A 24828-nucleotide genomic window follows, 5' to 3' on the forward strand; every position below is an offset into this window, starting at 1 on the left:
AACGATGCTCAGCAGGTCGGGACGTCCCCTCTTCCAAGTCCTCTTCGGACCCGTAGCTCGACTCTTCGTGCGCATGGGGATCTCCGCCGATGCGGTGACCATCACGGGCACGATCCTGTCGTGCGCGATCGCACTGTGGCTGATCCCAACGGATCACCTCACGGTCGCGGCGTGGGCAATCTTCGCGGTCGTCATCTTCGACAACCTCGACGGTCAGATCGCTCGACTCACGGGAACCAGCTCCAAGTGGGGTGCGTTCCTGGACTCGACGATGGACAGGTTCGCTGATGGTGCGATCTTCCTCGCCGTCGCGATCTGGTCCATCCTCCACGCCGATGAGTCGCTTGCGAACTGGACCGCCCTCGGCGCTGTCGTTGCCCTCCTCATGGGTGCGATCGTGCCCTACGCGAAGGCACGAGCCGAGGCCGTGGGCTACACCGCGAACATCGGCATCGCGGAGCGCGCAGACCGCCTCACCGTCATTCTCGTTGGCGTGTTCTTTGTCGGTCTCGAGTGGGGTGACTGGTGGTTGACGGTCGCAACCTGGGTGCTCGCCGTCCTCGGCTTCTTCACCGTCATCCAGCGCATGGCAACCATGTACAAGCAGGCCAAGGCAGAGGACGTCGCCGAACGGATCAGCAAGTCCGCCCAAGGGAACGAGTTCGCACACCGTACCGAGTACGCACACGGCGCCGATCCGGTCAGTGGACCAGGGTCAGCATCTGGACCTTTACAGGGCGGACCAGATGCTGGGTTGAGCGCGAATGGTGAGGGACACGCTCCTGAGGGAGAGCGCGATCCCCAAAACCAAGGTGGAATCTCGTAGTGGATACTTTCAAGCTTTTCCAGACGGCAACAGCCTTTGTTGAGAAAGCACCTGAGCCGCTTGGTCGGTTCATCTTTGATGTCGTTGGCGTGGGCAGCGCCCTCGCCAACGTCAAGGGCGTCAAGCAGCTGAAGAAGAACTACAAGCGGATCGATCCGGACCTCAGTGGGCTGAAGCTGACGGGTGCGGCCGTGGTCGGTATGCGCAACTACATGCGCTACTACTACGAGATGTTCCGTACCCCCGCCATGACCCCCGACCAGGTGCGTGGCAGGGTCGTCCTTCACCCCGATGAGTACCTGAGGGCAGAGTTTGCGAAGGGACATTCCGTTCCCTCTGCTCTCATGCACACGGGAAACTGGGATCTGGCGGGGGCGTGGTCCGAGAAGAACCTCGCTCACGTCGTGACCGTTGCCGAGAAGCTCGGGGATCCCCGCATGGCGCAGGGCTTCATCGACTACCGCACCGGGCTGGGCATGAGCATCTACCTCGCGGTCAAGGACGGCAACGTCTTGGAGCATCTCGTGGAGGAGGCGCAGGAACCGGTCCTGCTCCCGCTTCTCGCCGATCGGGATCTTTCCGCCTCCGGCGTTCAAACCACGATGCTGGGCAACGACCTCATGCTGGCTCCCGGGCCGGCACTGCTCGCACAGCGCACGGGACGCCCCTTCGTTCCGCTCATGATGAGGCACGTGAAGCAGACTGGTCAGGCCCGCAAGAAGGCCGGAACCAAGTGGCAGACCTACATTGACGTGTTCCCTCCGATTGCCGCCAACGTGGGTCCGGACGCTCCTCGCGAAGAGCGGGAGGCCGACGTTGCTCGCATGTGTCAGGAATGGATGGATGCAATTTCCCCGTGGATGAGGAAGCATTATGTTCACTGGCACATGCTCCAGAAGGTGTATGTGGAAGATTTGGACATGACGCGACTGAGAGCGCGACGAGCGGAGACAGAGTGAAAATCGGCATCGCCTGCCCCTACTCCTGGGACGTTCCCGGTGGCGTGCAGTTCCACATCCGGGACCTCGCCGAGGAGCTGATCGCACGCGGACATTCCGTCTCGGTCATCGCCCCCGCCTCCGAGGGAACCGAGGTCCCCGACTTCGTCGAGGCCACCGGGGCCGCCATCCCCATTCCCTACAACGGATCCGTGGCGCGACTCGCGTTTGGACCCCGCGTCAACTGGCAGGTCCGCAAGTGGCTCCAAAACGGCGACTTCGATGTTCTGCACGTGCACGAACCCTTCGTGCCGTCCCTGTCGATGCTGGCCCTCATGAGCGCGGAGTGCCCCGTTGTGGCCACCTTCCACACCGCGATGGACCGCTCAAAGTTCCTCTCCATCGCCTCCCCGCTTCTTGTGCCGGTGCTGGAGAAGACCCGTGCTCGCATCGCCGTTTCCGAGGAGGCCCGCCGCACCGCGGTTGAGCACCTTGGTGGCGATGCCTACGTCATCCCCAACGGCGTGAGCGTCAAGAGCTTCAAGACCTCGGGTCCCGACCCGAGATTCTCTGGCACCCCGGGCAAACCGACGATCGGGTTCCTTGGCAGGATCGACGAGCCCCGCAAGGGACTCCCGATTCTTGCTGGCGCGGTCGCCCCAATCCTCAAGGAGTACCCGGGTGCTCGCTTCTTCGTCGCGGGACGCGGCGATAACGAGAAGGCACTCGACATCCTCGGGGAGAACGCGCAGGCGGTCACGTTCCTCGGTAGCGTCTCGGAGGAGGACAAGGCGGCCCTGCTCTCGTCCGTCGACATCTACGTTGCACCCCAGACGGGTGGAGAGTCCTTCGGCATCGTCCTCATCGAGGCGATGAGCGCGGGTTCATTTGTTGTCTCCTCCGATATTCCTGCCTTCCAAGCGGTTCTCGACCATGGCACGTTCGGCGATCACTTCAAGAGTGAGGACAGCGACGATCTCGCCCGCGTCATCATCTCGGCTCTCGGTGAAACGGAGCGGCGCGCCGAGACCATCGAGGCCGCCAGGGTTGGCGCGTGGCGCTACGACTGGTCGACCGTCGCCTCCCAGATCCTGTCCGTGTACTCGATTGCCGTGAAGACGGCGAGCCAGGACGTAGGGGAGTGGAACAAGTGAACTGGGGTACCTTCGCACTCATTGTCATAGCGGCGCTCGTCGTGATCGCCGGCCTTGTCTGGATCATCACCGCACGCAGGCTCGACCGCCTGCACCGCACCGTCATCCAGTCCCGCCTCACCCTGAACGAGGCACTCGCGCACCGCGCAGCCACGGCCGCCGACTTCGCCGCATGTGGGGTGTTAGACGTGGCGGGAGCAATCCTGCTCGCGGATGCTGCCCAGGTGGCCCTCGGTCAAACCCACGCACCGCTGTCGCTGGACGGTCTGGAAGACGGGCCAGGGCACAAGCGACAGCGCCGCGACAACGGCGAGGACCGCAGCACAACCGAATCCAACCTCTCACGCACGCTCCGCCTCGTCCTCGACGGTGTCGAGCACGAGGAGATGGATCCCGAGCAGCAAAAGCGCCTCGACCTGCTCCAGGAATCACGCGAGGACGTCAAGCTCTCCCGCCGCTTCCACAACGCGTTTGTCGATCAGGCACGCAGGCTCCGCACCAACTGGGTCGTGAGACTGGGCCACATGGCGGGCGGGGCACCCATGCCCCAGCCGGTCGACATGGACGACGAATAGGGATCGCACAGAGTTACACAGCACTCCCAAGGCAGAATCGTGGAGCGATACAAATAATCGTGGAGCGATACAAATAGTAAAGTGAGGGGCCGGCATTCAGCCGGCCCCTCACTTGCCTCATTTCCGCTTGCCTCGAGTCGCTGACGGGTTTCCTTTTGTCGCCGTGTTGCCTTTCGCTTCCGTGTTTCAGTTGTCGGTCCCCTACTTGTCGTGACTGGGCTTCCCAGCTGGCCCTCCACGCGCCGCGGACGCACTTCCTTTGTTGGTCCCGTGTTCGCCTGTGGTCGGGAAGCCGTACCCAATGCGGTTGCTCTTCATGGGTCACCCGCTCCGCTACTCTTGAAGACATGTCGTATCCGAACCAACCCGGACACCCACAGGGATACCAGCAGCCGGGACCTGGCTATCAGCAGCAAGCACCTCAGCAGAACATGTTCTCGCATCCGGCTGACAATCAACCGGCCAACTACACGCGCGCACAGGAGCGCCCCTGGGTGCCCCAGCAGAGCCCAACACAGGTCACCCATCAGCGCCCGTGGAAGATGCCGCAGCGTCACTCGGTTGGTTTCTACGTCATGGTTGGTGTCATTGCCGTCGCGGGTATTCTCGGATTCCTCATTGTGCTTCCCATGCTCACCGAGAGCGCGGGACTACGCGGCGCGGTCAGCGCCGGCATCGTTGCACTCATCCCCGTAGTTGTCGTGTCCGCCCTCGTGTGGTGGATCGACTCGTGGGAGCCGGAACCCAGGTGGCTCATGGCTGCGATGTTCCTCTGGGGTGGCGGCGTCGCTGTCGCCATCTCTGCCTGGTTGAACACGGCATGGATGGAGTCGGTCTACATGGAGACCGGCAACGCCAACAAGGCCAACATCTTCAGCGCGGTTGTTTCTGCGCCTCTCGTGGAGGAGGCAGCGAAGGGCCTCGGCGTGGTTTTCCTGTTCATCTTCTTCAAGAAGTACTTCAACGGCCCCATTGACGGCATTTGCTACGGAGCCATGTCCGGACTCGGCTTCGCCTTCGTTGAGAACATCCTGTACTTCACCCGGTTCTACGACGACCTGCAGGAGATCGCAATCCTACGCTTCTCGTCCCCGCTCCTGCACCCGCTGTGCACCGCGACTGTGGGTCTGTTCCTCGGTTTCGCCGTGTATGCACGAAACAGGTGGATGGCGATCCCGCTTCTGATCCCCGGTTACCTCATTGGTGTCTCGATCCATTTCATGCACAACGGTTGGGCAACGATCTCTGACGTCAACGCGATCCTCACGGGCGAGGGCTCCCTGGGCTTCCTGTACTGGGTGATTCAGATCCCCTCCTACATCGCGGCCCTCATCCTTGTGCTCTGGTTCCGTAAAGACGAATCCAATATCATCCGAGAACGCCTCCTCGAATACCAAAGGGCCGGCTGGTTCGCACCTCACGAGGTCACGATGCTGAGCAGCATGGATGGTCGCAGGCAGGCAAAGTCCTGGGCAGCTTCCCGTGGTCCTGCGGCCAAGACCGCCATGAAGCAGTTCCAGGAAGAATCGGCCCACCTCGCCCTCAACAGGCAGCGAGCCGCCCTCCAGATCATTCCCGTCCACAAGGCGCAGCGAGAAGAGGCGCGCACCCTCAACTCCATCGGCGCGGCACGCACCGTGTTCATGTCCGGTGTCAGGTAGATCCCGATCAGGTCAGAGTTCCTGGCCGGAGCAAGGTGGGTGCGTAGAGACTTGGTAGGTCATTCGAAAGTCGTCTCTCCTCGCCTACATGTTGCCTGATTGGCTTTCGGGATCTTGCTTCTGATCTCGACAGAACTCTGCTCCCGACTGATTTCGCCAGAACTTTGCTCCCGACCTGGATGCCAGGGAATGGTTGTTGATCTGGTTAGGCTTGGGTTCTGGCCTGGACACCAGGGTTTGCTGGTTGAGTTGGATGCCGCGCACTGATTGATGAGGAAGATGTGACTGACCAAGAGAACGTGACTGACTACCCGGAGAACGAGTGGGTTCCGGGACCCGATGGGATCGTGGAACGCACGGCGGCCCGTGTTGTCCTGCTCGATCCAGATGGGAGATTGTTCCTGATCCGCGGTCACGACACCGCGGATCCGAATCACGCGTGGTGGTTCACCGTCGGTGGCGGGATTGCACCGGGGGAGGACCCGAAGCAGGGAGCGGTACGGGAACTGTTCGAGGAAACGGGACTCGAGGTCACACCCGATCGACTTATTGGCCCGGTGCTTCGCAGAACGGGACTTTTCCACTTCATCGATCGCACGAGGCGCCAGTACGAGAAGTTCTTCGTTTTGCACGTGAGTGAGGCGGAGGCTGAGCAGGTGAGTTCCTGGAACCAGGATCACTTGACGGACCTTGAGAAGGACGTGCTCGACGAGGTGTGCTGGTGGGAACTGGATGATCTCAGTGCGCTTCAGGAAAACGGCACGAAGGTGTTCCCGAGGGGTATAGGGGAGATGGCACGAGAGTGGTTTGCCGGGTGGGACGGCACACTGAAAATAATTGAAGAAAGCTGATACTTCCTCCACCGTATACACTGGATAGGTAAATCCATTGGTAGCGAGGAGTAAAGACCCGTGTCGGGACATTCAAAGTGGGCAACCACCAAGCATAAGAAGGCCGCGCTTGACGCCAAGCGCGGGAAGCTCTTTGCGCGCCTCATCAAGAACATTGAGGTGGCCGCGAGGACGGGCGGCCCCGATCCCACGGGTAACCCGACTCTCTACGATGCGGTCCAGAAGGCAAAGAAGAACTCCGTTCCCTCAGATAACATCGATCGCGCTCTCAAGCGAGCATCCGGTGAAGGTTCTGACGGCGTTCAGTACGAATCGATCATGTACGAGGGCTACGCCGCAGGCGGCGTTGCCGTTCTCATCGAGTGTCTGACCGACAACCGCAACCGTGCGGCCTCCGAGGTGCGCGTGGCGCTCACCCGTAATGGCGGCAACCTGGCCGATCCCGGTTCCGTGTCGTACCTCTTCACCCGCAAGGGCGTCGTTGAGGTCACGAAGGCCGACGAGGTTACCGAGGACGACATTCTCATGGCGGTGCTGGATGCTGGCGCCGAAGAGGTCAACGACGAGGGCGAGACCTTCGAGATCCTGTCCGAGCCGAACGACGTTGTTGGCGTGCGCACCGCACTCCAGGACGCAGGCTTCGACTACGACTCGGCCGAAGTCCAGTTCGTTCCCTCGATGAAGGTCGAGGTCGATAAGTCCGGTGCCGAAAAGGTTCTCAAGCTCATCGACGCACTTGATGATCTCGACGATGTTCAGAACGTGTACTCGAACCTGGACATCCCGGACGCAGTGATGGCGCAGCTGAACGAAGACTAAGTGTCGCAGGTAGCTCTGCTTCTGGTTGCCTGCTCAGTACTCCTGGGCGGCACCCTGCAGAGAATATCCGGAATGGGGATGGGACTTGTCCTATCCCCAGTTCTGTCTCTTCTTCTTGGCGCCAGCGTAGGCGTCACGGTCACGAACATGACAACCGTGTTGAGCGCACTCATGATCGGTTTGGTGCTCCGGGCGGGCATCGACTGGAAGAAGTTCGGCGTTCTTGCACCTTCTGCGCTCCTCGGAGCGATCCCGGGGGCTTTCCTCGTTCGGTCCCTCGACGGCAACTGGCTCTCCATCCTTGTCGGCAGCTTCATTTTGCTCGCGCTCGTTGTCACGCTGCTGGGGGATCGGTTGCGGGAACTGCCGCGACTCGATCACCTTGCGTGGCTGGTGCCGTTTGCGGCGATGGCGGCGTTTCTCAACACGGTTGCGGGTGTCGCGGCACCGGCCCTCGTCATCTACGCACTGCTGTCCCGCTGGGACCAGCACACGTTCTCCGCGACGCTCCAGCCGGCCTTTCTGTGGTTCGGGCTCCTTTCCGTGGTCACCAAAATCAGCACGGGTGCGACTCCGCTCGAGTCCCTCCCATCCCCGTGGATCCTGCTCCTCATCGTGGGAGCGATCCTCGTTGCGATCCTGCTCGGTGGAAGACTCTCCAGCCGCGTCAGTCCACAGCGGGCACGAACAATCGGCATTCTTGTTGCTGGGGCCGGTGCCGTGTCGACAATCCTGCGCGGGCTCATCGGTGCGTTAGGTTAGAAGAATGAGAATCTTAGGAGTGGACCCCGGGCTCACCCGATGCGGCATTGGCGTTGTCGACTCCGCGGGGGCCAGGCAGGTCTCCTACGTTGCCGTGGCAGTCGTCCGGTCGTTGGCGGAGACGGCACCGCACCGCAGGCTCGAGATCATCGCCGACGGTATCGAGGACATGATCGCCAAGCACAAGCCCGATGTGGTGGCCGTGGAACGCATGTTCGCCGAAGACAACGTCCGCTCCATCATCAGTACTGCCCAGGTGGCGGGGGTGGCGATGTTGGCCGCCTCCCGTGCCCACCTGCCCCTTGCCCTGTACTCACCGTCGGCCGTCAAGGCCGCGGTCACGGGCGATGGTCGGGCCGAGAAGAAGGCCGTTCAGCTCATGGTGCAGCGCATCCTTCGGCTCAAGGAACTCCCGAAGCCCCCGGACGCTGCCGATGCTCTGGCACTTGCGATCACGCACGCGTGGCGCGGTGAATCCATCGACCGCAACGAGCCGGCACAGTCCGCGCAGCACGGCGGGTCTGCGATGCCGACCGCGGATCAGAGCATGACACCTGCTCAGCAGGCGTGGGCCCAGGCGGAGCGCACAAGCAGAATGTCGGGCATCGTTGCACAGCAGATGCGTGCCAATGCTCGCTCGGGTCGCAAGCGCTGATACGATGGAACAAATGTTCGGTTCCGGGGAGGTTCCATGATCTCGCTCCTGAGGGGCACCATTCTGTCCATGTCGGCATCAGCCGTGACGATCGATGTTGGTGGGATTGGCTTCCGCGTACTCGCGACCGCGACGACACTGTCGGAGCTGCGGGTCGGTCACGAAGAAACCATCCACACGTCCCTCATTGTTCGTGAGGACTCGATGACCCTGTATGGCTTCGCCGATGAGGACGAGAGGGACACGTTCGACATTCTTATTTCCTTGACCGGTGTCGGCCCCAAGCTGGGCCTCGCCGTTCTGTCCGTGCACACCCCGGACATCCTTCGCTCAATCGTTGAGCGCGACGATGTGGCCGGCCTGGTCCAGGTTCCGGGGATTGGTCGCAAGGGAGCCCAGCGCATCCTCCTCGAGCTTGGTAACAAGCTGGGTCCCGCAAGGTCCCAGGTCGAGGCGAGCGCCCCCAGTTCCGTCACGGCCGACGTTGTCGTTGCGCTCGTGGGTCTCGGTTGGTCCGAGGACGCTGCTGCTAGCGCAGTCAGTGCGGTCGAGGCAGAGAACGGTGCCATGCCGGTCTCGACCATGCTCCGCATGTCCCTGCAGAAGCTGGGTGGTCGCAAATGAGCGAGGACAACTCGGTCATGGACTCGAACGCACCAGCGAGCGAGAGGGCCGCCGAGGCCGCACTTCGGCCCAAGGTGTTGGACGAGTTCGTTGGCCAGGAGGTCGTACGCAACCAGCTGTCCCTCGTCCTTCAGGCCGCCATTGCTCGCGGCACCATCCCCGACCACGTGCTTCTCTCGGGTCCCCCCGGGCTTGGTAAGACGACGCTCGCGATGATCATCGCGGCCGAGGTCAACGGGGCCCTCAGGCTAACCTCGGGTCCCGCGATTCAGCACGCAGGAGATCTTGCTGCCGTCCTGTCTTCCCTGCAGGAGGGCGACGTTCTCTTCATCGACGAGATCCATCGCCTCGCCCGCACAGCGGAAGAGATGCTGTATTTGGCGATGGAGGACTTCCGCGTCGATGTCATGGTTGGTAAGGGACCTGGTGCGACCTCGATTCCGCTCCCGCTGCCACCGTTCACTGTCGTGGGTGCGACCACTCGAGCGGGCCTCCTGCCCGCGCCGCTGCGCGACAGGTTCGGGTTCACCGGTCATCTCGAGTTCTACAGCGCGAGCGAACTGGCCCAGGTTGTGACGCGTTCTGCGGGACTGCTCGGTGCTGATCTGACTCCGGAGGCCGCGATGGAGCTGGCGAGCAGGTCGCGCGGCACCCCGCGTATCGCGAACCGGTTGCTACGCAGGGTCCAGGACTGGGCGCAGATCCGGGGGACAGGCGTGCTGGATTTGGACGCCGCCCAGGCCGCTCTCGAGGTTTTCGAGGTGGACGCCCTGGGTCTTGACCGACTTGACCGGTCCGTCCTGGAATTAGTCTGTACGCGTTTTGGTGGTGGGCCTGTGGGGTTGACCACCCTGGCGGTGTCCGTGGGTGAGGAGCCGGAGACCATCGAGTCGGTGGCCGAACCCTTCCTCGTCCGCGAGGGTCTGTTGGTTCGCACCCCTCGGGGCAGGATGGCAACTGGCGCCGCATACGAGCATCTCGGCCTCCATGTGCCCGACGGGACCCTCTTCGATACGTAGGCAATCTGCCGTATACTCTGATCTGATTGTCAGTCGAAAGAGAGTCCCTCGTGGAATTCATTATCCTAATCGTCATTTTTGCCCTCTTCATGTTCATGATGAGTCGCGCAAACAAGAAGATGGCTTCTGCCGCAGCCGAACAGCGTGAGACCGCCCTCGTGGTGGGTAACACCGTCGTGACCTCCACGGGCATGATCGGCCAGATCGTCGACATCGATGGTGGCGTTGTCACCCTCGAGTCCGCATCGGGTGACGAGACGCAGTGGCTCGCCACCGCCATCAACTCCGTCATCGACCCCCCGTACGAGCACACGTACGAGGCGGAAGAAGAGGAGAACGAGGACAGCCTTGACGGCTTGACCCCTCGCGATTCTGATCTTGACCGTCCCACGGAACGGTAAGTGAGCACACACGAAGAGGCGACCGAACGGTCGCCTCGCTCACGTCTCGTCATTTTCGCGATCCTTGTGATCGCGCTTGTTGGTTCACTGGCTGCGGGCAGCATTGGCGGTAGCCAATCCCGCTGGTCACCGGACCTCGCTCTCGACCTCGAGGGTGGCACCCAGATCATCCTGTCTCCCGTTGTTGAAGACGGCTACGAGGTCACCACGGAGGACATCAATCAGGCGATTGAGATCATTCGCCAGCGTGTTGACGCCTCCGGTGTTTCCGAAGCCGAGATCACGTCCCAGGGCGGCTCCAACATTGTTGTTGGTCTGCCGGGTAACCCGAGCGAAGAAACCCTGGACCTGGTCCGCACCTCCGCGGTCCTGCGCCTGCGTCCCGTCATTGACTACACCGGTCAGGTGCTCGCCAACCAGGGACTGACCCCCGTGTACGGATCCGATGGCAGTGCTCTGACGGACGAGCAGATCGCAACCGCCAAGGCCATGGCCGACATGGATGGGGATGGCGAGGTCTCGACGGAGCCCGCAGCCACCCCCGAATCGCCTTCGGACGATGCGTGGATCACGGAAGACGTCATCTATCAGGCACTGACAATCAACTGTGCGGCCCCGGATGCTCGCCTGCAGAACACCTACACCGAGGCCGATGTCTCGATCGTCGCGTGTGATCCCGAGACCGGTGCTTCCTACATCCTTGGCCCCACCGAGCTCGATGGTCGCGACCTTGCGGATGCGAACTCGGGTCCCCGCGTCAACCAGCAGGGACAGACCATCGGTGGCTGGCAGGTCAACCTCGAGTTCACGGGAGAGGGCGGCGACAAGTTTGCCGACGTCACCACGAGGCTCGCGCAGTACCCGGAGGGTGCCGCAAAGAACCTGTTTGCGATCGTTCTCGACGGCTCCATCATCTCGGTTGCCTCCCTGGCGGAACCCATTCTGGGTGGCACTGCCGCGATCTCCGGTACTTTTACCGCAACCGAGGCCGCCTCTCTGGCCAACCAGCTGTCTTTTGGTTCCCTGCCCCTCACGTTCGAGGTGCAGTCCGAGGATCAGATCTCGGCAACCCTCGGTTCTGAGCAGCTCGTGAACTCGCTGATCGCTGGCGCGATCGGCGCGGGCCTCATCGTGCTCTACCTGCTCTGGCAGTACCACGGCCTCGGCGTTCTCGCCGTGACCTCGATCGTGGCCGTGACAGGCCTGTCCTACCTCTTGATCTCGCTCCTGTCGTGGATGATCGGGTACCGCATGTCGCTCGCTGGCGTCATTGGTCTCATCATCTCGATCGGCATCTCCGCCGACTCGTTCATCGTCTACTTCGAGCGCATCAGGGACGAGATCAGGGATGGGCGGTCGCTCAAGGGCGCCGTCGAGTACGGCTGGCATCGTGCCCGCCGAACCATCCTCATGTCCGATGGCGTCAACCTCATTGCCGCCATCGTCCTGTACTTCCTGGCCGTTGGTGGCGTGCGCGGCTTCGCGTTCACGCTGGGTCTCACGACAATCATTGACGTCGTTGTCGTCATGCTGTTCACCTATCCGGTCATGCAGCTCCTGGTCAAGACGAATTTCTTCGGTCAGGGACACCGCTGGTCCGGCATGTCGGTCGAGTCTCTCGGTGTTGACCCGATGTACGCGGGTGCGGGCAGGATCCGCGAACCCCAGGAGCGTCGCAGGGTCACGAAGAAGAACGAGGGTCCCGATCCCGAGCTCGACGGTGACGTCATGGACGAGGCTCCCGCCCGCGGCGGGGTCGCCACCAAGGAACGCACCAAGGCCGCATCCAAGCCCTCAAAGAAGGCGCGGAAGAAGCAACGCGAACGCGATGCGAAGCAGGCATCGACTGATAATGACGCGTCCGTCGAATCCGAGAGCCTCGAGGACGCGATCGATGAGAAGCCGATGACTCTTGCTCAACGACGGGCCGCCGAACGCCGCGCCGCGGCTAGGGAGGAAAAATAATGTCCATGTACTCCCTCGGTAACGACCTGTACTCGGGTAAGAAGAGCTTCAACATCATTGGGAAGCGGAAGCTGTGGTACTCGATTGCACTGTTCTTCATTGTGGTGACCGCGCTTCTGCTCGCCTTCAAGCCCATTAACCTCGGCATCGACTTCCGAGGCGGCAGCCAGTTCACGATCTCCGGCACTCAGAACATGAGCCAGCAGGACGCGATCGACATCGTGGCCGACTATTCCGGTGAGGACTCTGCCCGCGTCTCTGAGGTCGGTGCGAACTCGATTCGTGTGCAGACCGGTGAGCTGACGAATGAGGAGACCCAGGAGGTGAGGAGCGGTCTGGCGGAGGCGTACAACGTGCCCGTTGAGGACGTGGCCTCCACCTTCATTGGACCCACCTGGGGTGCGGACGTGTCGAAGCAGGCTGCCCAGTCTCTCGTGGTCTTCGTTGTGCTCATTTCCGTGGTTCTGTGGATCTACTTCAGAACCTGGACGATCGCGGTCGGCGCCATCGGCGCGCTCCTGCACGACCTTCTTATCACCGTTGGTGTCTACGTGGCCTCCGGTTTCGAGGTCACTCCCGCCACGGTCATCGGCCTCCTGACGATTCTCGGCTATTCCTTGTACGACACGGTGGTCGTGTTCGACAAGGTCCGCGAGAACACGAAGGGATTTGCCGAGCAGGAGGAGTACACGTACGCGGAGGCGGCGAACCTCGCCGTCAACCAGACCCTCATCCGGTCCATCAACACGTCCGTCACGGGTCTGCTGCCCGTCGGCGCGATCCTGGTGATTGGTATTCTCTTCCAGGGAGCGGGTACGCTACGCGACCTGTCTCTGGCACTATTTGTCGGTATGCTTGTTTCGGCAATTTCATCCATCTTCGTGGCATCGCCCCTGGCGGTCACCCTCGGAGAACGACAGCAGGACATCAAGGAGCACACAGAACGTGTTCTGGCGCGGCGCGAAAGCGCGACCGCGGAAAAGATTGAGGAGAAGGCATGACAGACAACACGTTCCCTCAGGACATCGTGGAACTCGTTCAATCCCACATCCGCGAAGTCAACGACTTCCCGGCACCGGGAGTCCTCTTCCAGGACGTGACACCCCTGATCGCCGATTCGCAGGCATTCAAGGCACTCATCGACATCCTGGCAGAGCGCTACCGCGGCAAGATCGACGCCGTTGCGGGGCTCGAGTCCCGCGGCTTCATCCTCGGCGCACCCCTTGCGGTCGCCCTGGGAGTCGGCATGATCACGGTGCGCAAGGCGGGCCGCCTGCCCGGACCGGTCGTGGGCATCGACTACGACCTCGAGTACGGATCGGCACGCATGGAGCTCCAGCCCTTCACCGTGAACGACGGCGACCGCGTGCTCGTCATTGACGACGTTCTCGCCACGGGCGGCACCGCGAACGCGGCCTTCGAGCTCATCGAGGCTGCCGGCGGCAAGGCCGACACCCTGTGCGTTCTCATGGAGATTGCGGCCCTCGGTGGCCGTGAGCGTCTCACGGGACGCAACGTCGAAGCTGTCTTGACCTACTAATTTTCACGAACTCTCCGGTTCCGCCGTACAATGATGGGCATGGCGGAACCGGAGAGTGACGTTCCCCGCATCAGGTCGAGACTGGCCTGGCTGAGCGGGCGGACCCAGCATGTCCCAGCAATCCTGGAGCCGCTCATGGCGGCGGTCGAAGGCAGGGACGTTGACCGGGCCAAAGTTATCCGCGCGTTTGAGGTCGCGGAACGATGTCACGAGGGTCAGACCCGAAAGTCCGGTGAACTCTACATCACCCACCCCGTTGCTGTCGCCACGATCCTTGCCGAACTCCGCATGGACACGGACACCCTCGTTGCCGCCCTTCTGCACGACACCGTTGAAGACACGGACTACTCTCTGGATGAACTGAGTAAGGAATTCGGTAGTAGCGTCGCGCTGCTCGTTGATGGCGTGACGAAGCTCGACAAGGTCGAGTTCGGCGAGGCCGCCCAGGCCGAAACTGTCCGCAAGATGGTCATCGCCATGGGGAAGGACATCCGTGTCCTCCTCATCAAGCTGGCCGACCGCCTCCACAACGCACGCACGTGGAAGTACGTGCCCTCGAACTCCGCCAAGAACAAGGCCCGCGAGACACTCGAGATCTACGCGCCCCTCGCGCACCGCCTTGGCATGAACTCGATCAAGTGGGAGCTCGAGGACCTCTCGTTCAAGACCCTCTACCCGGATGTGTACCGGGAGATCGATCGGCTCGTGTCGGAGCGCAGCTCCGGCCGTGAAGCCTACCTCGAGTCCGTCAAGGAACAGCTGGGCAGGGAACTGAAGAACGCCCGCATCAAGTGCACCATCACGGGCCGCCCGAAGCACTACTTCTCGATCTACCAGAAGATGATCCTGCGCGGTCGCGACTTCGAGGACATCTACGACCTCATCGGCATCCGCGTGCTCGTCGAGTCCGTGAGGGACTGCTACGCCACCCTCGGTGTGGTCAATACCCTGTTCACCCCGATCCAGGGCCGCATCAAGGACTACATCACCACCCCGAAGTTCAACCTGTACCAGTCGATCCACACGACAGTGATCGGACCCGATCAGAACACGATGGAAGTCCAGATCCGCACGTATGACATGCACAGGCGCGCCGAGTACGGCGTGGCCGCGCACTGGCGGTACAAGGAGAACCCGAACGCCACCCGCGCCAAGAAGGACCTGCCCACGGAGCAGGAAACCCAGCTCAACTGGCTCCGCCAGCTCGTTGACTGGCAGCGCGAGACAGCGGACCCCACGGAGTTCCTTGATTCCCTGCGGTACGAAATGTCCGGCAACCGCGTCTACGTGTTCACCCCGAAGGGCGAGGTCCTCGACCTGCCCGCGGGATCCACCCCCGTCGACTTCGCCTACGCCGTCCACACCGAGGTCGGTAACCGCACCGTCGGTGCGAAGGTCAACGACCGCCTCGTCACCCTCGACCACACGCTCGAATCGGGTGACACGGTCGAGATCATCACAGCGAAGGGCACGGATGCTGGCCCGAGCCAGGGCTGGCTCGACTTCGTCGCCTCCCCACGTGCCCGCGCCAAGATCAAGTCCTGGTTCACGAGGAGCCGCAGGGACGAGGCCATCGATATTGGCAAGGAGCGCCTCGCGAAGGCGATTAGGCGCCGGAACCAGCCCGTGCACCGCCTCATGTCCCACGACACCCTCAAGGGCGTTGCCGACGACCTCAACAGGACCGACGTCAGCGACCTCTATGCCGCAATCGGTGAGGGCCACGTGTCGCCCGAGTCCGTGGTGCGCAAGCTCATCGCCTCCCAGGGTGGCGCGGCCGGCGTTGAGGAGACTCTTGCCGAGGCAGTGACCCCCACGAGGATCCGCACCCGTCCCGCAACCAACTCGGCTGGCGTCACGGTCGAGAACTTGGACGACTCCGATGTCATGGTCAAGCTCGCCAGGTGCTGCACCCCGCTCCCGCCCGACAAGATCGTGGGCTTCGTGACCCGTGGCAACGGGCTGTCAGTGCACCGCGCAGACTGCCCGAACGTCAAGAGCCTTAATCGCGAACCGGAGCGCTTCCTGCCCGTCTCGTGGTCGGAGGACGACGGTGGTTCCGTCTACCTCGTCCAGGTCGCCATCGAGGCACTGGACCGTGCAGGCCTCCTCGCCGACATCGCACGCGTCCTGTCCGAACACGGGGTCAACATGATCTCCGGCAACATCAACACCTCGAGCGAACGCGTCGCCAAGTCCCGGTTTACGTTTGAGATGGCGGACAGCCGGCATCTCGCTCAGGTGCTCCGTGCACTCAAGGAGATCGAGGGCGTCTACGAGGCCTACCGCGTCACCGGCGCAAAGGATACTGGGTTGCATTCTGGGCAATCTGCGCCATCATCCGATTAGCGAACCAGCTGTCCCTGCCACGAAACCGTTCACCCAGAACCTGACGGACCCCGTCCACGTTCAGTCCCGCCTTCAGCAGGAGAATGAGCGCGGGCAGTGTCCGATCCAGTGGTTGGTGGAGTAGGTCCGCGGCCGTACGCTCCATGGTGGTCACGTGAGCCCGCCCAATGTGCACGATGTGGTGGTCTTTGAGCAACCTGCGGTCCGTCGTCCATCTCGTTGACTTGCCGGGCAGGGGAGCGCACGGGATCTCCCGAAGCGCAAGCGGATTGATTGTCCAAAACCCGGTGTAGACAAACACGGCGCTCTCATCCGCCAACACGGCGGGGCTCCGGAGCGTGGCGGCCATGGCGGTGGCACGCAGCTCGGGTGTCGCGCAGAAGTCCTGGGGTACCGCGTGATCCGGTCCAAGAATGCACATGTCACCGATGCGGGGATCGCCGTGAAAGGCTGCCCCCAACTCAATCTCAGTCACCGGTGCAAACTCCATACCCAACCTCACCACGTGCCCATGGCCCACGAGTTCATTCGGGACAGTTTGTGGAGAAGTTCTGGGCCCGTGACCTGGGGACGAACAGACAACCGGCCCGAATGTGGTGCAAGCAAGCGAACAGGGAAGAGCCACACCCACCGTGCTCACCCCTTGAGGTGGAGCCTACCAATCCCTTGAGGTGCAACATGCTCATCCCGTGACTTTGCAAGTACCGCTTCGGCTCCTTTGCCCTCGTGTAACGGGTGGTCTACCTGCATCCGTGTGCAGGAAAGTGAGGACGTCGGATATGACTGAGGCCCCTTGCGGGGCCTCAGCGATTGATTCAATTGATGCTTAAGGTGTCACGAGCAATGTGAACTCGGTGTGCTGACTACTTCAGTTGCTCGAGCCAGGACTTGCGAGCATCGAGTGCTTCCTGGGCGCGCTTGGCTGCGTTCTCGTCGCCTCGGGCCTGAGCATCTGCCAGCTCTGCCTCGTGGCGGGCGATGGCATCCTCAAGCTGGGCGGCGAAGCCGGTGGCGCGCTCGACCTTGGCGGGGTCGGTCTTGCGCCACTGCTCGTCCTCAGCTGCACGCACGGCGGACTCGACGTCGCGGAGGCGACCCTCGGTGCGGGAGATGTCTTTGCGGGGAACGAAACCAATTTGCTCCCAACGATCCTGGATATCGTGCAGCTTCTTCTTCGCTGCCTGAATGTCCTTGATCGGGAGGATCTCTTCCGCTTCGCGGATGAGTTCAAGCTTCTTGGCAAGATTCTCGGTCTGCTCGGAGTTGATCGAGTCGCGATCAGCCTGACGCGCGTCGAAGAACACCTGCTGTGCAGCACGGAAGCGAGCCCAGAGCTTGTCATCTTCCTTGCGGGAGATGCGGCCCGCGGCCTTCCACTCTTCCAGGAGGTCACGGTAGGCGGCTGAGGTTGCACCCCAGTCGGTCGAACCCGACATCTCCTCGGTTCGCTTGATGAGGGCTTCTTTCTTCGCGGTCACTTCCTTCTGCTTGGTCTCAACTTGGGAGAAGTGCTGACGACGGTGGCGATCAAACTCGGTACGTGCACGAGAGAAGCGCTTCCAGAGTCCCTCCTCGGCGGAGTGATCGATCCTGGGGCCGGCCTTCTGAGCGCGCTTCCACTGCTCAAGCAGGGAGGTCAGCTCATTGCGGGAGTCACGCCAGTGGGTGTGCTCCGGATCCTGGGCCGCAATGGCCTCGGCACGCTCGATGATCGCGGTGCGATCGGCGAGGGCCTGAATCTTGGCGACACGGCGCTCCTCATCGAACTCTGCCTGACGGACCTTGAGGCGCTCACGAATGGCCTCAACGCGTGCCTTGAGGGCAGCGACGTCGCCGACGACAGCGGGCTCAACCAGAGCCTCATCGAGGGACTTGAGACCGGGAATGATCTCCTGAGGGTTCACGATCTCGAGGCGAGACTCGAGCAGAGAGGTCTGTGCAACCAGGTCAAGGTAGCGACGAACGTAAACCGAGAGAGCATCCTCCTTCGAATCACCGATCGCGTACTGACCAACGAGACGCTCACCCTCATCACCCGAGGCACGCAGGAAGACATTGCCTTCCTCGTCAACGCGACCCCACTCGGCTGCCTCAGCGGCGGCCTTGGGATCTACCGGGGGAGCGGGCGGAACGACTGCAGGCTTGCCAGCAGGCTTACCGGGGACAGGAGGCTTCGGGCCACCCTTCGGAGGACGAGGGACGGCACGGCCGGGTGCCGGGGGAGCCGGAGGAGTCGGGCGCACAGTGTTGTGCGGCTTCGGAGCCGGAACTGCCTCAGCGGCGGGTGCCTCTTCAGCGGGAGCTTCGGGAGCCTCCTCGGCTGGAGCCACAGGAGCCTCGGGAGCCTCCACAGCATCCGCTACTGTCTCAGTGGGTGCTTCGTCCGCGACTGCTTCGGCTGGTGCCTCACCAGTGCCAGGCTCAGCAGCTTCTTCAGCAGGAGCTGCAGGGGCTTCCTCAACTGGGGCCTTGGATGCCTCTTCGGCAGGGGCTTCAGGGGCATCCTCGATCGGTGCCTCTGGAACTTCTGCTACCGGAGCGGCTTGCTCTTCGGTGACCTCCGCGGTGGCTTCTTCGGCGACCTCGGGACCTACTTCTTCAGTGGCTGATTGCGACGCAGTGTTGTCGGATTCTTGCGGCCGCTCGTTGTTGGTTGCCGCTTCTTCTGGCTGAGCGGCTTCATTGTTGCTGGGCTCGGTGCCCGGTGTTGACTGCGTCATCGTATTACTCCTCGGGACGGGGTCGGCATAAGCGTGACCGTTCTCGTGTTGGGACGAACTATAGTCTACGATGTTCTGGCTCACATCGTAGCAATGGGCCGAAATTGCTCGTTATTGACCAACGAAATTGATCGTTATTGACGACAAAGTAAGTGAGAAAAGCGGGCTCGAGCGATGGTCGGGTGCCTAAGTTTCTCTCCTCCTGCTTTCACATTCTTCACTTCGTACCTTTCACATGTCTCTTCACGCCGGTTTCGTATCTCTCTTCAAACTGGCCTCACATTCTCTGTTCGAACTTCGATTTCCTGAGTACACATCTTCCGCGTTCCCATGAACGAACGTTTGTTGATTTCCATGAACGCTTGTTCGTTGATTTCTCGCCTCTCTGGGATCATTTCCGAGCGTGGATCCGGGACTCTGGTGTGTTGGTCAGGGGATCGAAGCAAGCTAACGTAGTGTCATGCGTTTGTTCATTTACACCGACACGTTCCTCGAAGCGAATTGCTACATCTGGGAGAACACGGAAACCAGGCAGGCAATGGTTGTGGATCCCGGCGCTGGCAGCGCCGAATGGGTGAAGGCAAAGCTGGCCAATGAGGGCCTTGAGCTTGCTGGAGTACTGCTCACCCACGGACATCCCGATCACGTGTGGGATGCTGCGGCTGTTGCTGGGGATAAGCCCGTCTTTATTACCAAGCCCGATCTGTACCGCCTCGACGATCCGCTGGCACACACCGGTGGACTCGGAACGACCCCCGCCGACCTCGGGTCGGAGTGGGTCAAGCCCACCAACATTGAGGTGATCCCGGAACTGTGCCTCCAGGGCTCCGGTGCTCAGATTCTTCCCGGCTTCCCGGTTCGCGCAGTCATGGTTCCCGGCCACACGGAAGGCTCCGTTGGCTACCTCTCTGCCGGCATCCTTGAGGATGGCGAGGGCGCCATTACCGTGTCGCAGGATGGTTGTAGCGGCGGCGGCTGCGAGGGCTGCAACTGCGGTGCGAGCGAGAACAGCGAACCTAGCCCCGTTGCGTTCATGTTCCTCGGCGATGTCATCCTTGGTGACTCAATCGGCCGCACTGACCTTCCCGGTGGTGACGAGAAGGAAATGCAGTCCACCCTGCGCATGCTGACCGTTTCCATCAACCCGGACACGGTCCTGGCCACGGGCCACGGACAGCTCTCCACTCTCGGATACCAGTTGCAGGCGAACGAGTTCCTGCGGAAAGCGGCGATGGTCACTGTGTGATTGGTATTGCCCACAAAGGGCAGTACTTCACGCGTGTGATCCCATGAGCGTGCGATAATGGCGCTCATGGCACGTCATTTTTCTCTCTCCGGCTTCCCGGAATGGCTCCCGGAGCAACGACTCGTTGAACAGCATGTCCTCACCACCCTGCAGAGGACATTTGAGCTTCACGGGTTCTCCGGAATCGAGACCAGGGCAGTGGAGCCCGTTTCTCAGCTCCTTTCCAAGGGCGAGACCTCGAAGGAAATCTATCTCCTGTCCCGCCTTCAGGCGGATCAGGCAACTGACGATGCCGAACTTGGACTGCACTTTGACCTGACCGTGCCGCTCGCACGTTACGTCGTAGACAACGCGGGACGTCTCATGTTCCCGTTCAAGCGCTACCAGATCCAGAAGGTGTGGCGCGGTGAGCGCCCCCAGGATGGCAGGTTCCGCGAATTCGTTCAGGCCGATGTCGATGTCATCGGGCAGGACACCCTCGGGCAGCACCACGACATGGAGCTACCGCTCGTCATGGGCGATGCGCTCTCCAAGCTTCCCATTCCCCGCGTCATCGTGCGCGCCTCCAACCGCAAGGTCGCCCAGGGCTTCTACGAGGCCATCGGCATTGAGGACATCGATGGTGCGCTCCGCTCCATCGACAAGCTCGACAAGGTCGGTGAGAAGGTTGTGGCCGAGATGCTGGTGGAAGACGGTGCGACTGAGGAGCAGGCACAGCTGGCTCTCTCCCTCGCCACCATCACCGGCACCGACTCCTCGATCGCTGACCAGATCTACGCACTCGGAGCCAAGTCCGAGCTTCTCGACACGGGACTGAACGAGCTCGTGGCTCTCATCGAGGGCGCGAACGAGTTGATCCCGGGTTCGATTGTTGCGGACCTGAAGATTGCTCGCGGCCTCGACTACTACACGGGCACCGTGTACGAATCCACTCTCGTGGGTCACGAGGATCTCGGTTCCGTGTGCTCGGGCGGTCGCTACGACTCGCTCGCAACGGATGGCAAGAAGACCTACCCGGGTGTTGGACTCTCCATCGGTGTGTCCAGGCTCCTCGCCCGTGTCCTTGGTGAGCCCCTCGTTGAGGCATCCCGCAAGGTCCCGACCGCGGTTCTCGTGGCCGTCATGGATGAGGAGCACCGCGGGGCCTCCGATAAGATCGCCATGAACCTGCGTGAGCGCGGCATCCCGACCGAGGTCTCGCCATCCGCCGCCAAGTTCGGTAAGCAGATCCGTTACGCGGATCGCCGCGGCATCCCCTACGTGTGGTTCCCGGGTGAGCCCGACTCGGTCAAGGACATTCGAACCGGTGACCAGGTCGATGCTGATTCGACCTCGTGGGCACCGCCCGCTGAAGACTTGTACCCAACCGTTCGGATGCTTTCGTGAGAGCCCCAGCAGGAATCGGATCTTCGGCCGCGGAGGTCGCAAGCCTCCTTGAGGATCTTCGGCATACCCTTGACCGCCTCTCGTTCCCCCTCGATTTGCCTCAGGCGGCGGACGCGAGGGAGGAGACGGCCGACCTCAAGCACCAGCTTGATGACTACATCCTGCCTCGGTACGCATCGCTCGACGCTCCGCTCCTCACCGTTGTCGGTGGTTCCACCGGTTCCGGCAAGTCCGCTCTCGTCAACGCGCTGACGCGCTCCCATGTGGCGCACTCGAGCGCCATCCGCCCCACGACCCGCACCCCTCTCCTTGTTCATCACACGAACGACACTCGCTGGTTCGTGGGGGACAGGATCCTTCCGGAGCTGGCTCGCGTTGATGGTCATGGGGGAGACTCCCACACGGAACTCGAGCTTGCTGCGGTCGATACTCTTCCCGAGGGTCTCGCGCTTCTCGACTCACCCGACATTGATTCGATCGTGGAGGAGAACAGGAGGCTGGCGGCGCAGTTGCTGTCGGCTGCCGACCTGTGGCTCTTTGTCACGACCGCGGCACGGTACGCGGATGCGATCCCGTGGGCACTGCTTGATGAGGCGGCCTCCCGCAACATCGTGATCGCCATCGTTCTCAACCGCGTCCCACCTGGCGTGGGTGTCGAGGTCCGTTCCGACCTCGCTCGCCGCCTCGAGGAGCGTGGGCTGTCCCACGCACCCCTCTTTGTCATTGCCGAGTCCGATTTGGGCGAGGAGGGCTTCATTCCCGAGGCCGACGTCGCCCACGTCCGTGCGTGGCTCGAGGGTCTCGCCCACGATTCCGTGGCACGGACCGCAGTTGCTCGCCAGACCCTGGGCGGGGCTGTCGATGGCGTAGCTATCCGCGGCAGGAGCCTCCTGCCGGCACTGGACGAGCAGCGTTCCGCTCTCGTGACTCTCGCTTCCCAGGTCGATGATGCGTTCGCGCAGGCGCACGCCAACATCACGAAGTCCATTGACGATGGTTCGGTTCTGCGCGGTGAGGTCCTTGCTCGCTGGCAGGACTTCGTTGGCACGGGTGAGATCCTCCGTCAGGTCGAGGCCGGCGTCGGCAAGATCCGCGACAGGATCACGGCCTGGTTCAAGGGAACCACTACTCAGGCCGAAGAGGTGGAGGAGGCCATCGAGGACGGCATCGCGAAGATGCTGATCGGTGAAACCGAGTCCGCCATCGCCACCGTCGAGCGCGCGTGGGCACGCGGGTTGGGTGGCGAAACCCTGTCCTCGAATGCCGCGGCCAGGCTCCGCACCCCGCAGGAGCGACGAGATGCTGCGACCACTCTTGTGCGGCAGTGGCAGGGGCGCCTGACCGAGCTCATTCAGGAGGAGGGCAAGGACAAGCGCGCCACAGCACGTGTGCTCTCCCTCGGCCTCAACACGGTTGCCATTGCCCTCATGATCGTCATCTTTGCGTCCACTGCCGGCCTGTCCGGCGGTGAGGTTGTCGTCGCTGGCGGCACCGCCGTGGTCGCTCAGAAGCTCCTCGAGGCGATCTTTGGTGACGATGCCGTGAGGAAGATGGCGCAGAGCGCAATGAGGGACCTGAGCGAACGCACCGGTGCCTTCATGGTGGAGGATGCGGAACCGTTCCGTTCTGAGCTGGCGACCCTTGGTGTGGACGCGTCAGCTAGTGACAATTTGGGGGAAGCTTTGGCTCTACTGTCCGCGGCCCGCCGAGAGGAGAGTGGCCAGTGACCACCCTCAACGAAGGACTGCACGACCTGTCGCGCGCGATCGAGATTGCCGATGGGAAGGTGGCGCCCGAACTGCTCGAGCGCGCCAGGGCGCTCCAGGCAACCATTGTTGATCGCCAGTCGGCGGGACTCGAGACCACGGTCGTGGCCCTCTTTGGCGCCACCGGTTCCGGCAAGTCTTCCCTGTTTAACGCGCTCGCACGTACCACCATCTCTCGCGTAGCGGCCAGCCGCCCCACGACCTCCAACCCGCTCTCGGTATCGGAGCAGCCCGCCACCGATGTGCTCAACTGGCTGGAGATCCCCGAACGCCACGTGCGCGCGAACCTGTTCTCCAAGCACGGAGACAGGATCGTTCTGTTGGACATGCCGGACGTGGATTCGACCGAGGAATCCAATCGCGCCATCGCCCAGAAGCTTGCAGGAGTCGTTGACGTTCTGGTGTGGGTCCTGGATCCCCAGAAGTACGCGGATGCTGTGGTCCATGAGGACTACCTTCGGGTCATGAGCGAGCACTCCGATGTCACGCTCGTTGTTCTCAACCAGATCGACACCGTGGATTCTTCCGAACGCCAGGGCATGATCAACGATGCTCAGAAGATCGTTCGCGAGGACGGCCTCGATGCCACGATCATCGCCACATCCGCCCGCACCGGTGAGGGCATTGATGTTCTCAGGTCCACGATCGAGAAGGTTGCCGGCTCCCAGCAGGCCGCCTACGACCGCATGGCGGCGGACATGCGCTCCATCGGAGCCGACTTCGGCAAGCAGCTGGGTACCACGCCTCCCGGCCTTTCCAAGAAGGATCGCACGAGGATCTCGGGGGCCGTGGCCGATGCTGCCGGCGTCGAGCAGGTCTCGAAGGCCGCGGCCGGCTCGTACCGCTTCCGTGGCAGGAAGTCCGTGGGATGGCCGGCACTGCGTTGGCTTCGCAACGTCCGAGTGGACCCGCTCAAGGGACTTCATCTCGTTGCAGAGAAGGGGGAGACCCCGACCTTGACGGGAGTGCGAGCAACACCCGCGAAGGAATCGCAGGTGCGCGGTCTCGTCCGCACCATCGTGGGGGATGCCACCGAGGGCCTGCCGGCGCCGTGGCGCAGGGACCTGACCGAGAGCTCCGAGTACCGGAGCAATCTCGTACTGGACCACGCTGACCGCATCATTGCGAAGGCCGATCTTGGCTACAACAAGAAGCCGGCCTGGTGGAGCGTCATGAACTTCCTGCAGTGGCTGTTCTTCATCGTTGCTCTTGTTGGCCTTGGCTGGCTCATCGCCATCTGGGCGGCAAACGCCCTCGTTCTGCCGCTACCAGACCCACCGAAGATCGGTGAAGTCCCGCTCCCGCCCCTCCTGTTCCTTGGGGGTCTGCTGGTTGGGCTGATACTCAGCATCATCGGTCGAATAGCACTGAACAGCGGAGCCAAATCGGTGGCCAAGAGAGTGCGCAAGCGACTCGTTAGAGACATCGCACCCGTCACGGAAGAGCACATGCTCGCCGGAGTCGATCAGGTCATCGACGAGTCAATCAAACTCGCGGATCTGACCAAGCGACTCACGACGGTCGGCAAGAAGCGGTAGTTCGTCGACGGACACAAGACAACCGTGTACTGG

Annotated in this window: 22 protein-coding genes; 20 read left to right on the forward strand and 2 right to left on the reverse strand. The window is 62.2% G+C overall.

The genetic code is table 11. The annotated features are described in order from the left end of the window. Positions 1–4 precede the first annotated feature (4 nt). The 16 genes from pgsA to QMB98_RS09215 all read left to right on the forward strand — a co-directional run bounded on the left by pgsA (position 5) and on the right by QMB98_RS09215 (position 16139). Entirely contained in the window at positions 5–826 is an 822-nt protein-coding gene (gene pgsA / locus QMB98_RS09140) for a phosphatidylinositol phosphate synthase (RefSeq protein WP_371685425.1), read from the forward strand. After that, complete coding sequence (locus QMB98_RS09145) at positions 826–1785, forward strand: phosphatidylinositol mannoside acyltransferase (RefSeq protein WP_371685426.1); 960 nt, start codon at positions 826–828, stop codon at positions 1783–1785. The genes pgsA and QMB98_RS09145 overlap by 1 nt, the downstream gene beginning before the upstream one ends. Continuing rightward, positions 1782–2918: a glycosyltransferase family 4 protein gene (locus QMB98_RS09150; RefSeq protein ID WP_371685427.1), complete on the forward strand. Its 1137-nt coding sequence runs from the start codon at positions 1782–1784 to the stop codon at positions 2916–2918. Before QMB98_RS09145 ends, QMB98_RS09150 begins: the two co-directional genes overlap by 4 nt. Continuing rightward, on the forward strand, positions 2906–3493 hold the full coding sequence (locus tag QMB98_RS09155; protein WP_371685428.1) for a hypothetical protein: 588 nt from the start codon (positions 2906–2908) through the stop codon (positions 3491–3493). Before QMB98_RS09150 ends, QMB98_RS09155 begins: the two co-directional genes overlap by 13 nt. A gap of 629 nt (positions 3494–4122) precedes the next feature. Further along, entirely contained in the window at positions 4123–5154 is a 1032-nt protein-coding gene (locus tag QMB98_RS09160; protein WP_371685461.1) for a PrsW family intramembrane metalloprotease, read from the forward strand. Positions 5155–5435: 281 nt separating this feature from the next. After that, on the forward strand, positions 5436–6005 hold the full coding sequence (locus tag QMB98_RS09165; RefSeq protein ID WP_371685429.1) for an NUDIX hydrolase: 570 nt from the start codon (positions 5436–5438) through the stop codon (positions 6003–6005). A 60-nt stretch (positions 6006–6065) separates the two neighbouring features. Further along, positions 6066–6824 (forward strand): YebC/PmpR family DNA-binding transcriptional regulator, encoded by a 759-nt coding sequence (locus QMB98_RS09170; protein ID WP_371685430.1) that lies wholly within the window; start codon positions 6066–6068, stop codon positions 6822–6824. Beyond that, a complete protein-coding gene (locus tag QMB98_RS09175) occupies positions 6825–7586 on the forward strand; it encodes a sulfite exporter TauE/SafE family protein (RefSeq protein ID WP_371685431.1) in 762 nt (253 codons plus the stop codon). Positions 7587–7590: 4 nt separating this feature from the next. Next, a complete protein-coding gene (gene ruvC, locus QMB98_RS09180) occupies positions 7591–8241 on the forward strand; it encodes a crossover junction endodeoxyribonuclease RuvC (RefSeq protein ID WP_371685433.1) in 651 nt (216 codons plus the stop codon). Positions 8242–8277: 36 nt separating this feature from the next. After that, a complete protein-coding gene (ruvA, locus tag QMB98_RS09185) occupies positions 8278–8865 on the forward strand; it encodes a Holliday junction branch migration protein RuvA (protein WP_371685434.1) in 588 nt (195 codons plus the stop codon). After that, complete coding sequence (ruvB, locus tag QMB98_RS09190; protein WP_371685435.1) at positions 8862–9884, forward strand: Holliday junction branch migration DNA helicase RuvB; 1023 nt, start codon at positions 8862–8864, stop codon at positions 9882–9884. Before ruvA ends, ruvB begins: the two co-directional genes overlap by 4 nt. Positions 9885–9934: 50 nt before the next feature. Continuing rightward, positions 9935–10285, forward strand: coding sequence for a preprotein translocase subunit YajC (yajC, locus tag QMB98_RS09195; RefSeq protein ID WP_371685436.1), 351 nt, complete (start codon positions 9935–9937; stop codon positions 10283–10285). After that, the gene (gene secD, locus QMB98_RS09200; RefSeq protein WP_371685437.1) at positions 10286–12250 is read left to right on the forward strand and encodes a protein translocase subunit SecD; all 1965 of its coding nucleotides are present in this window, start codon (positions 10286–10288) and stop codon (positions 12248–12250) included. It abuts the gene before it with no gap. Next, positions 12250–13251, forward strand: coding sequence for a protein translocase subunit SecF (gene secF / locus QMB98_RS09205; RefSeq protein WP_371685439.1), 1002 nt, complete (start codon positions 12250–12252; stop codon positions 13249–13251). The genes secD and secF overlap by 1 nt, the downstream gene beginning before the upstream one ends. After that, entirely contained in the window at positions 13248–13790 is a 543-nt protein-coding gene (locus QMB98_RS09210) for an adenine phosphoribosyltransferase (RefSeq protein WP_371685440.1), read from the forward strand. The genes secF and QMB98_RS09210 overlap by 4 nt, the downstream gene beginning before the upstream one ends. A 39-nt stretch (positions 13791–13829) precedes the next feature. Beyond that, a complete protein-coding gene (locus tag QMB98_RS09215) occupies positions 13830–16139 on the forward strand; it encodes a bifunctional (p)ppGpp synthetase/guanosine-3',5'-bis(diphosphate) 3'-pyrophosphohydrolase (protein ID WP_371685441.1) in 2310 nt (769 codons plus the stop codon). Here the strand turns inward: QMB98_RS09215 and QMB98_RS09220 are convergent. Continuing rightward, entirely contained in the window at positions 16081–16614 is a 534-nt protein-coding gene (locus QMB98_RS09220; RefSeq protein ID WP_371685442.1) for a hypothetical protein, read from the reverse strand. The genes QMB98_RS09215 and QMB98_RS09220 overlap by 59 nt on opposite strands. A gap of 388 nt (positions 16615–17002) precedes the next feature. After that, a complete protein-coding gene (locus QMB98_RS09225; protein WP_371685444.1) occupies positions 17003–18859 on the reverse strand; it encodes a DUF349 domain-containing protein in 1857 nt (618 codons plus the stop codon). 460 nt (positions 18860–19319) lie between these two features. Between QMB98_RS09225 and QMB98_RS09230 the strand changes: the two genes are divergently transcribed. From QMB98_RS09230 to QMB98_RS09245, 4 genes are all read left to right on the forward strand, one after another. After that, a complete protein-coding gene (locus QMB98_RS09230; protein WP_371685445.1) occupies positions 19320–20105 on the forward strand; it encodes an MBL fold metallo-hydrolase in 786 nt (261 codons plus the stop codon). Positions 20106–20171: 66 nt separating this feature from the next. After that, the gene (gene hisS, locus QMB98_RS09235) at positions 20172–21491 is read left to right on the forward strand and encodes a histidine--tRNA ligase (protein WP_371685446.1); all 1320 of its coding nucleotides are present in this window, start codon (positions 20172–20174) and stop codon (positions 21489–21491) included. Further along, a complete protein-coding gene (locus QMB98_RS09240) occupies positions 21488–23218 on the forward strand; it encodes a GTPase (protein WP_371685447.1) in 1731 nt (576 codons plus the stop codon). Before hisS ends, QMB98_RS09240 begins: the two co-directional genes overlap by 4 nt. Next, positions 23215–24795, forward strand: a complete 1581-nt coding sequence (locus QMB98_RS09245; RefSeq protein ID WP_371685448.1) for a GTPase — start codon at positions 23215–23217, stop codon at positions 24793–24795. Before QMB98_RS09240 ends, QMB98_RS09245 begins: the two co-directional genes overlap by 4 nt. The last annotated feature ends 33 nt before the right edge of the window (positions 24796–24828 follow it).

It is taken from the genome of Flaviflexus sp. (genome assembly GCF_041440645.1).
Classification (GTDB): domain Bacteria; phylum Actinomycetota; class Actinomycetes; order Actinomycetales; family Actinomycetaceae; genus Flaviflexus.

Bases quoted from the DNA above. Each gene is read 5' to 3' on its own strand.
- hisS (WP_371685446.1), top strand. From the start codon at position 20,172: ATGGCACGTCATTTTTCTCTCTCCGGCTTCCCGGAATGGCTCCCGGAG.
- QMB98_RS09210 (WP_371685440.1), top strand. From the start codon at position 13,248: ATGACAGACAACACGTTCCCTCAGGACATCGTGGAACTCGTTCAATCC.
- QMB98_RS09230 (WP_371685445.1), top strand. From the start codon at position 19,320: ATGCGTTTGTTCATTTACACCGACACGTTCCTCGAAGCGAATTGCTAC.
- secF (WP_371685439.1), top strand. From the start codon at position 12,250: ATGTCCATGTACTCCCTCGGTAACGACCTGTACTCGGGTAAGAAGAGC.
- QMB98_RS09215 (WP_371685441.1), top strand. From the start codon at position 13,830: ATGGCGGAACCGGAGAGTGACGTTCCCCGCATCAGGTCGAGACTGGCC.
- ruvA (WP_371685434.1), top strand. From the start codon at position 8,278: ATGATCTCGCTCCTGAGGGGCACCATTCTGTCCATGTCGGCATCAGCC.
- ruvC (WP_371685433.1), top strand. From the start codon at position 7,591: ATGAGAATCTTAGGAGTGGACCCCGGGCTCACCCGATGCGGCATTGGC.
- pgsA (WP_371685425.1), top strand. From the start codon at position 5: ATGCTCAGCAGGTCGGGACGTCCCCTCTTCCAAGTCCTCTTCGGACCC.
- QMB98_RS09160 (WP_371685461.1), top strand. From the start codon at position 4,123: ATGCTCACCGAGAGCGCGGGACTACGCGGCGCGGTCAGCGCCGGCATC.
- QMB98_RS09225 (WP_371685444.1), bottom strand. From the start codon at position 18,859: ATGACGCAGTCAACACCGGGCACCGAGCCCAGCAACAATGAAGCCGCT.
- ruvB (WP_371685435.1), top strand. From the start codon at position 8,862: ATGAGCGAGGACAACTCGGTCATGGACTCGAACGCACCAGCGAGCGAG.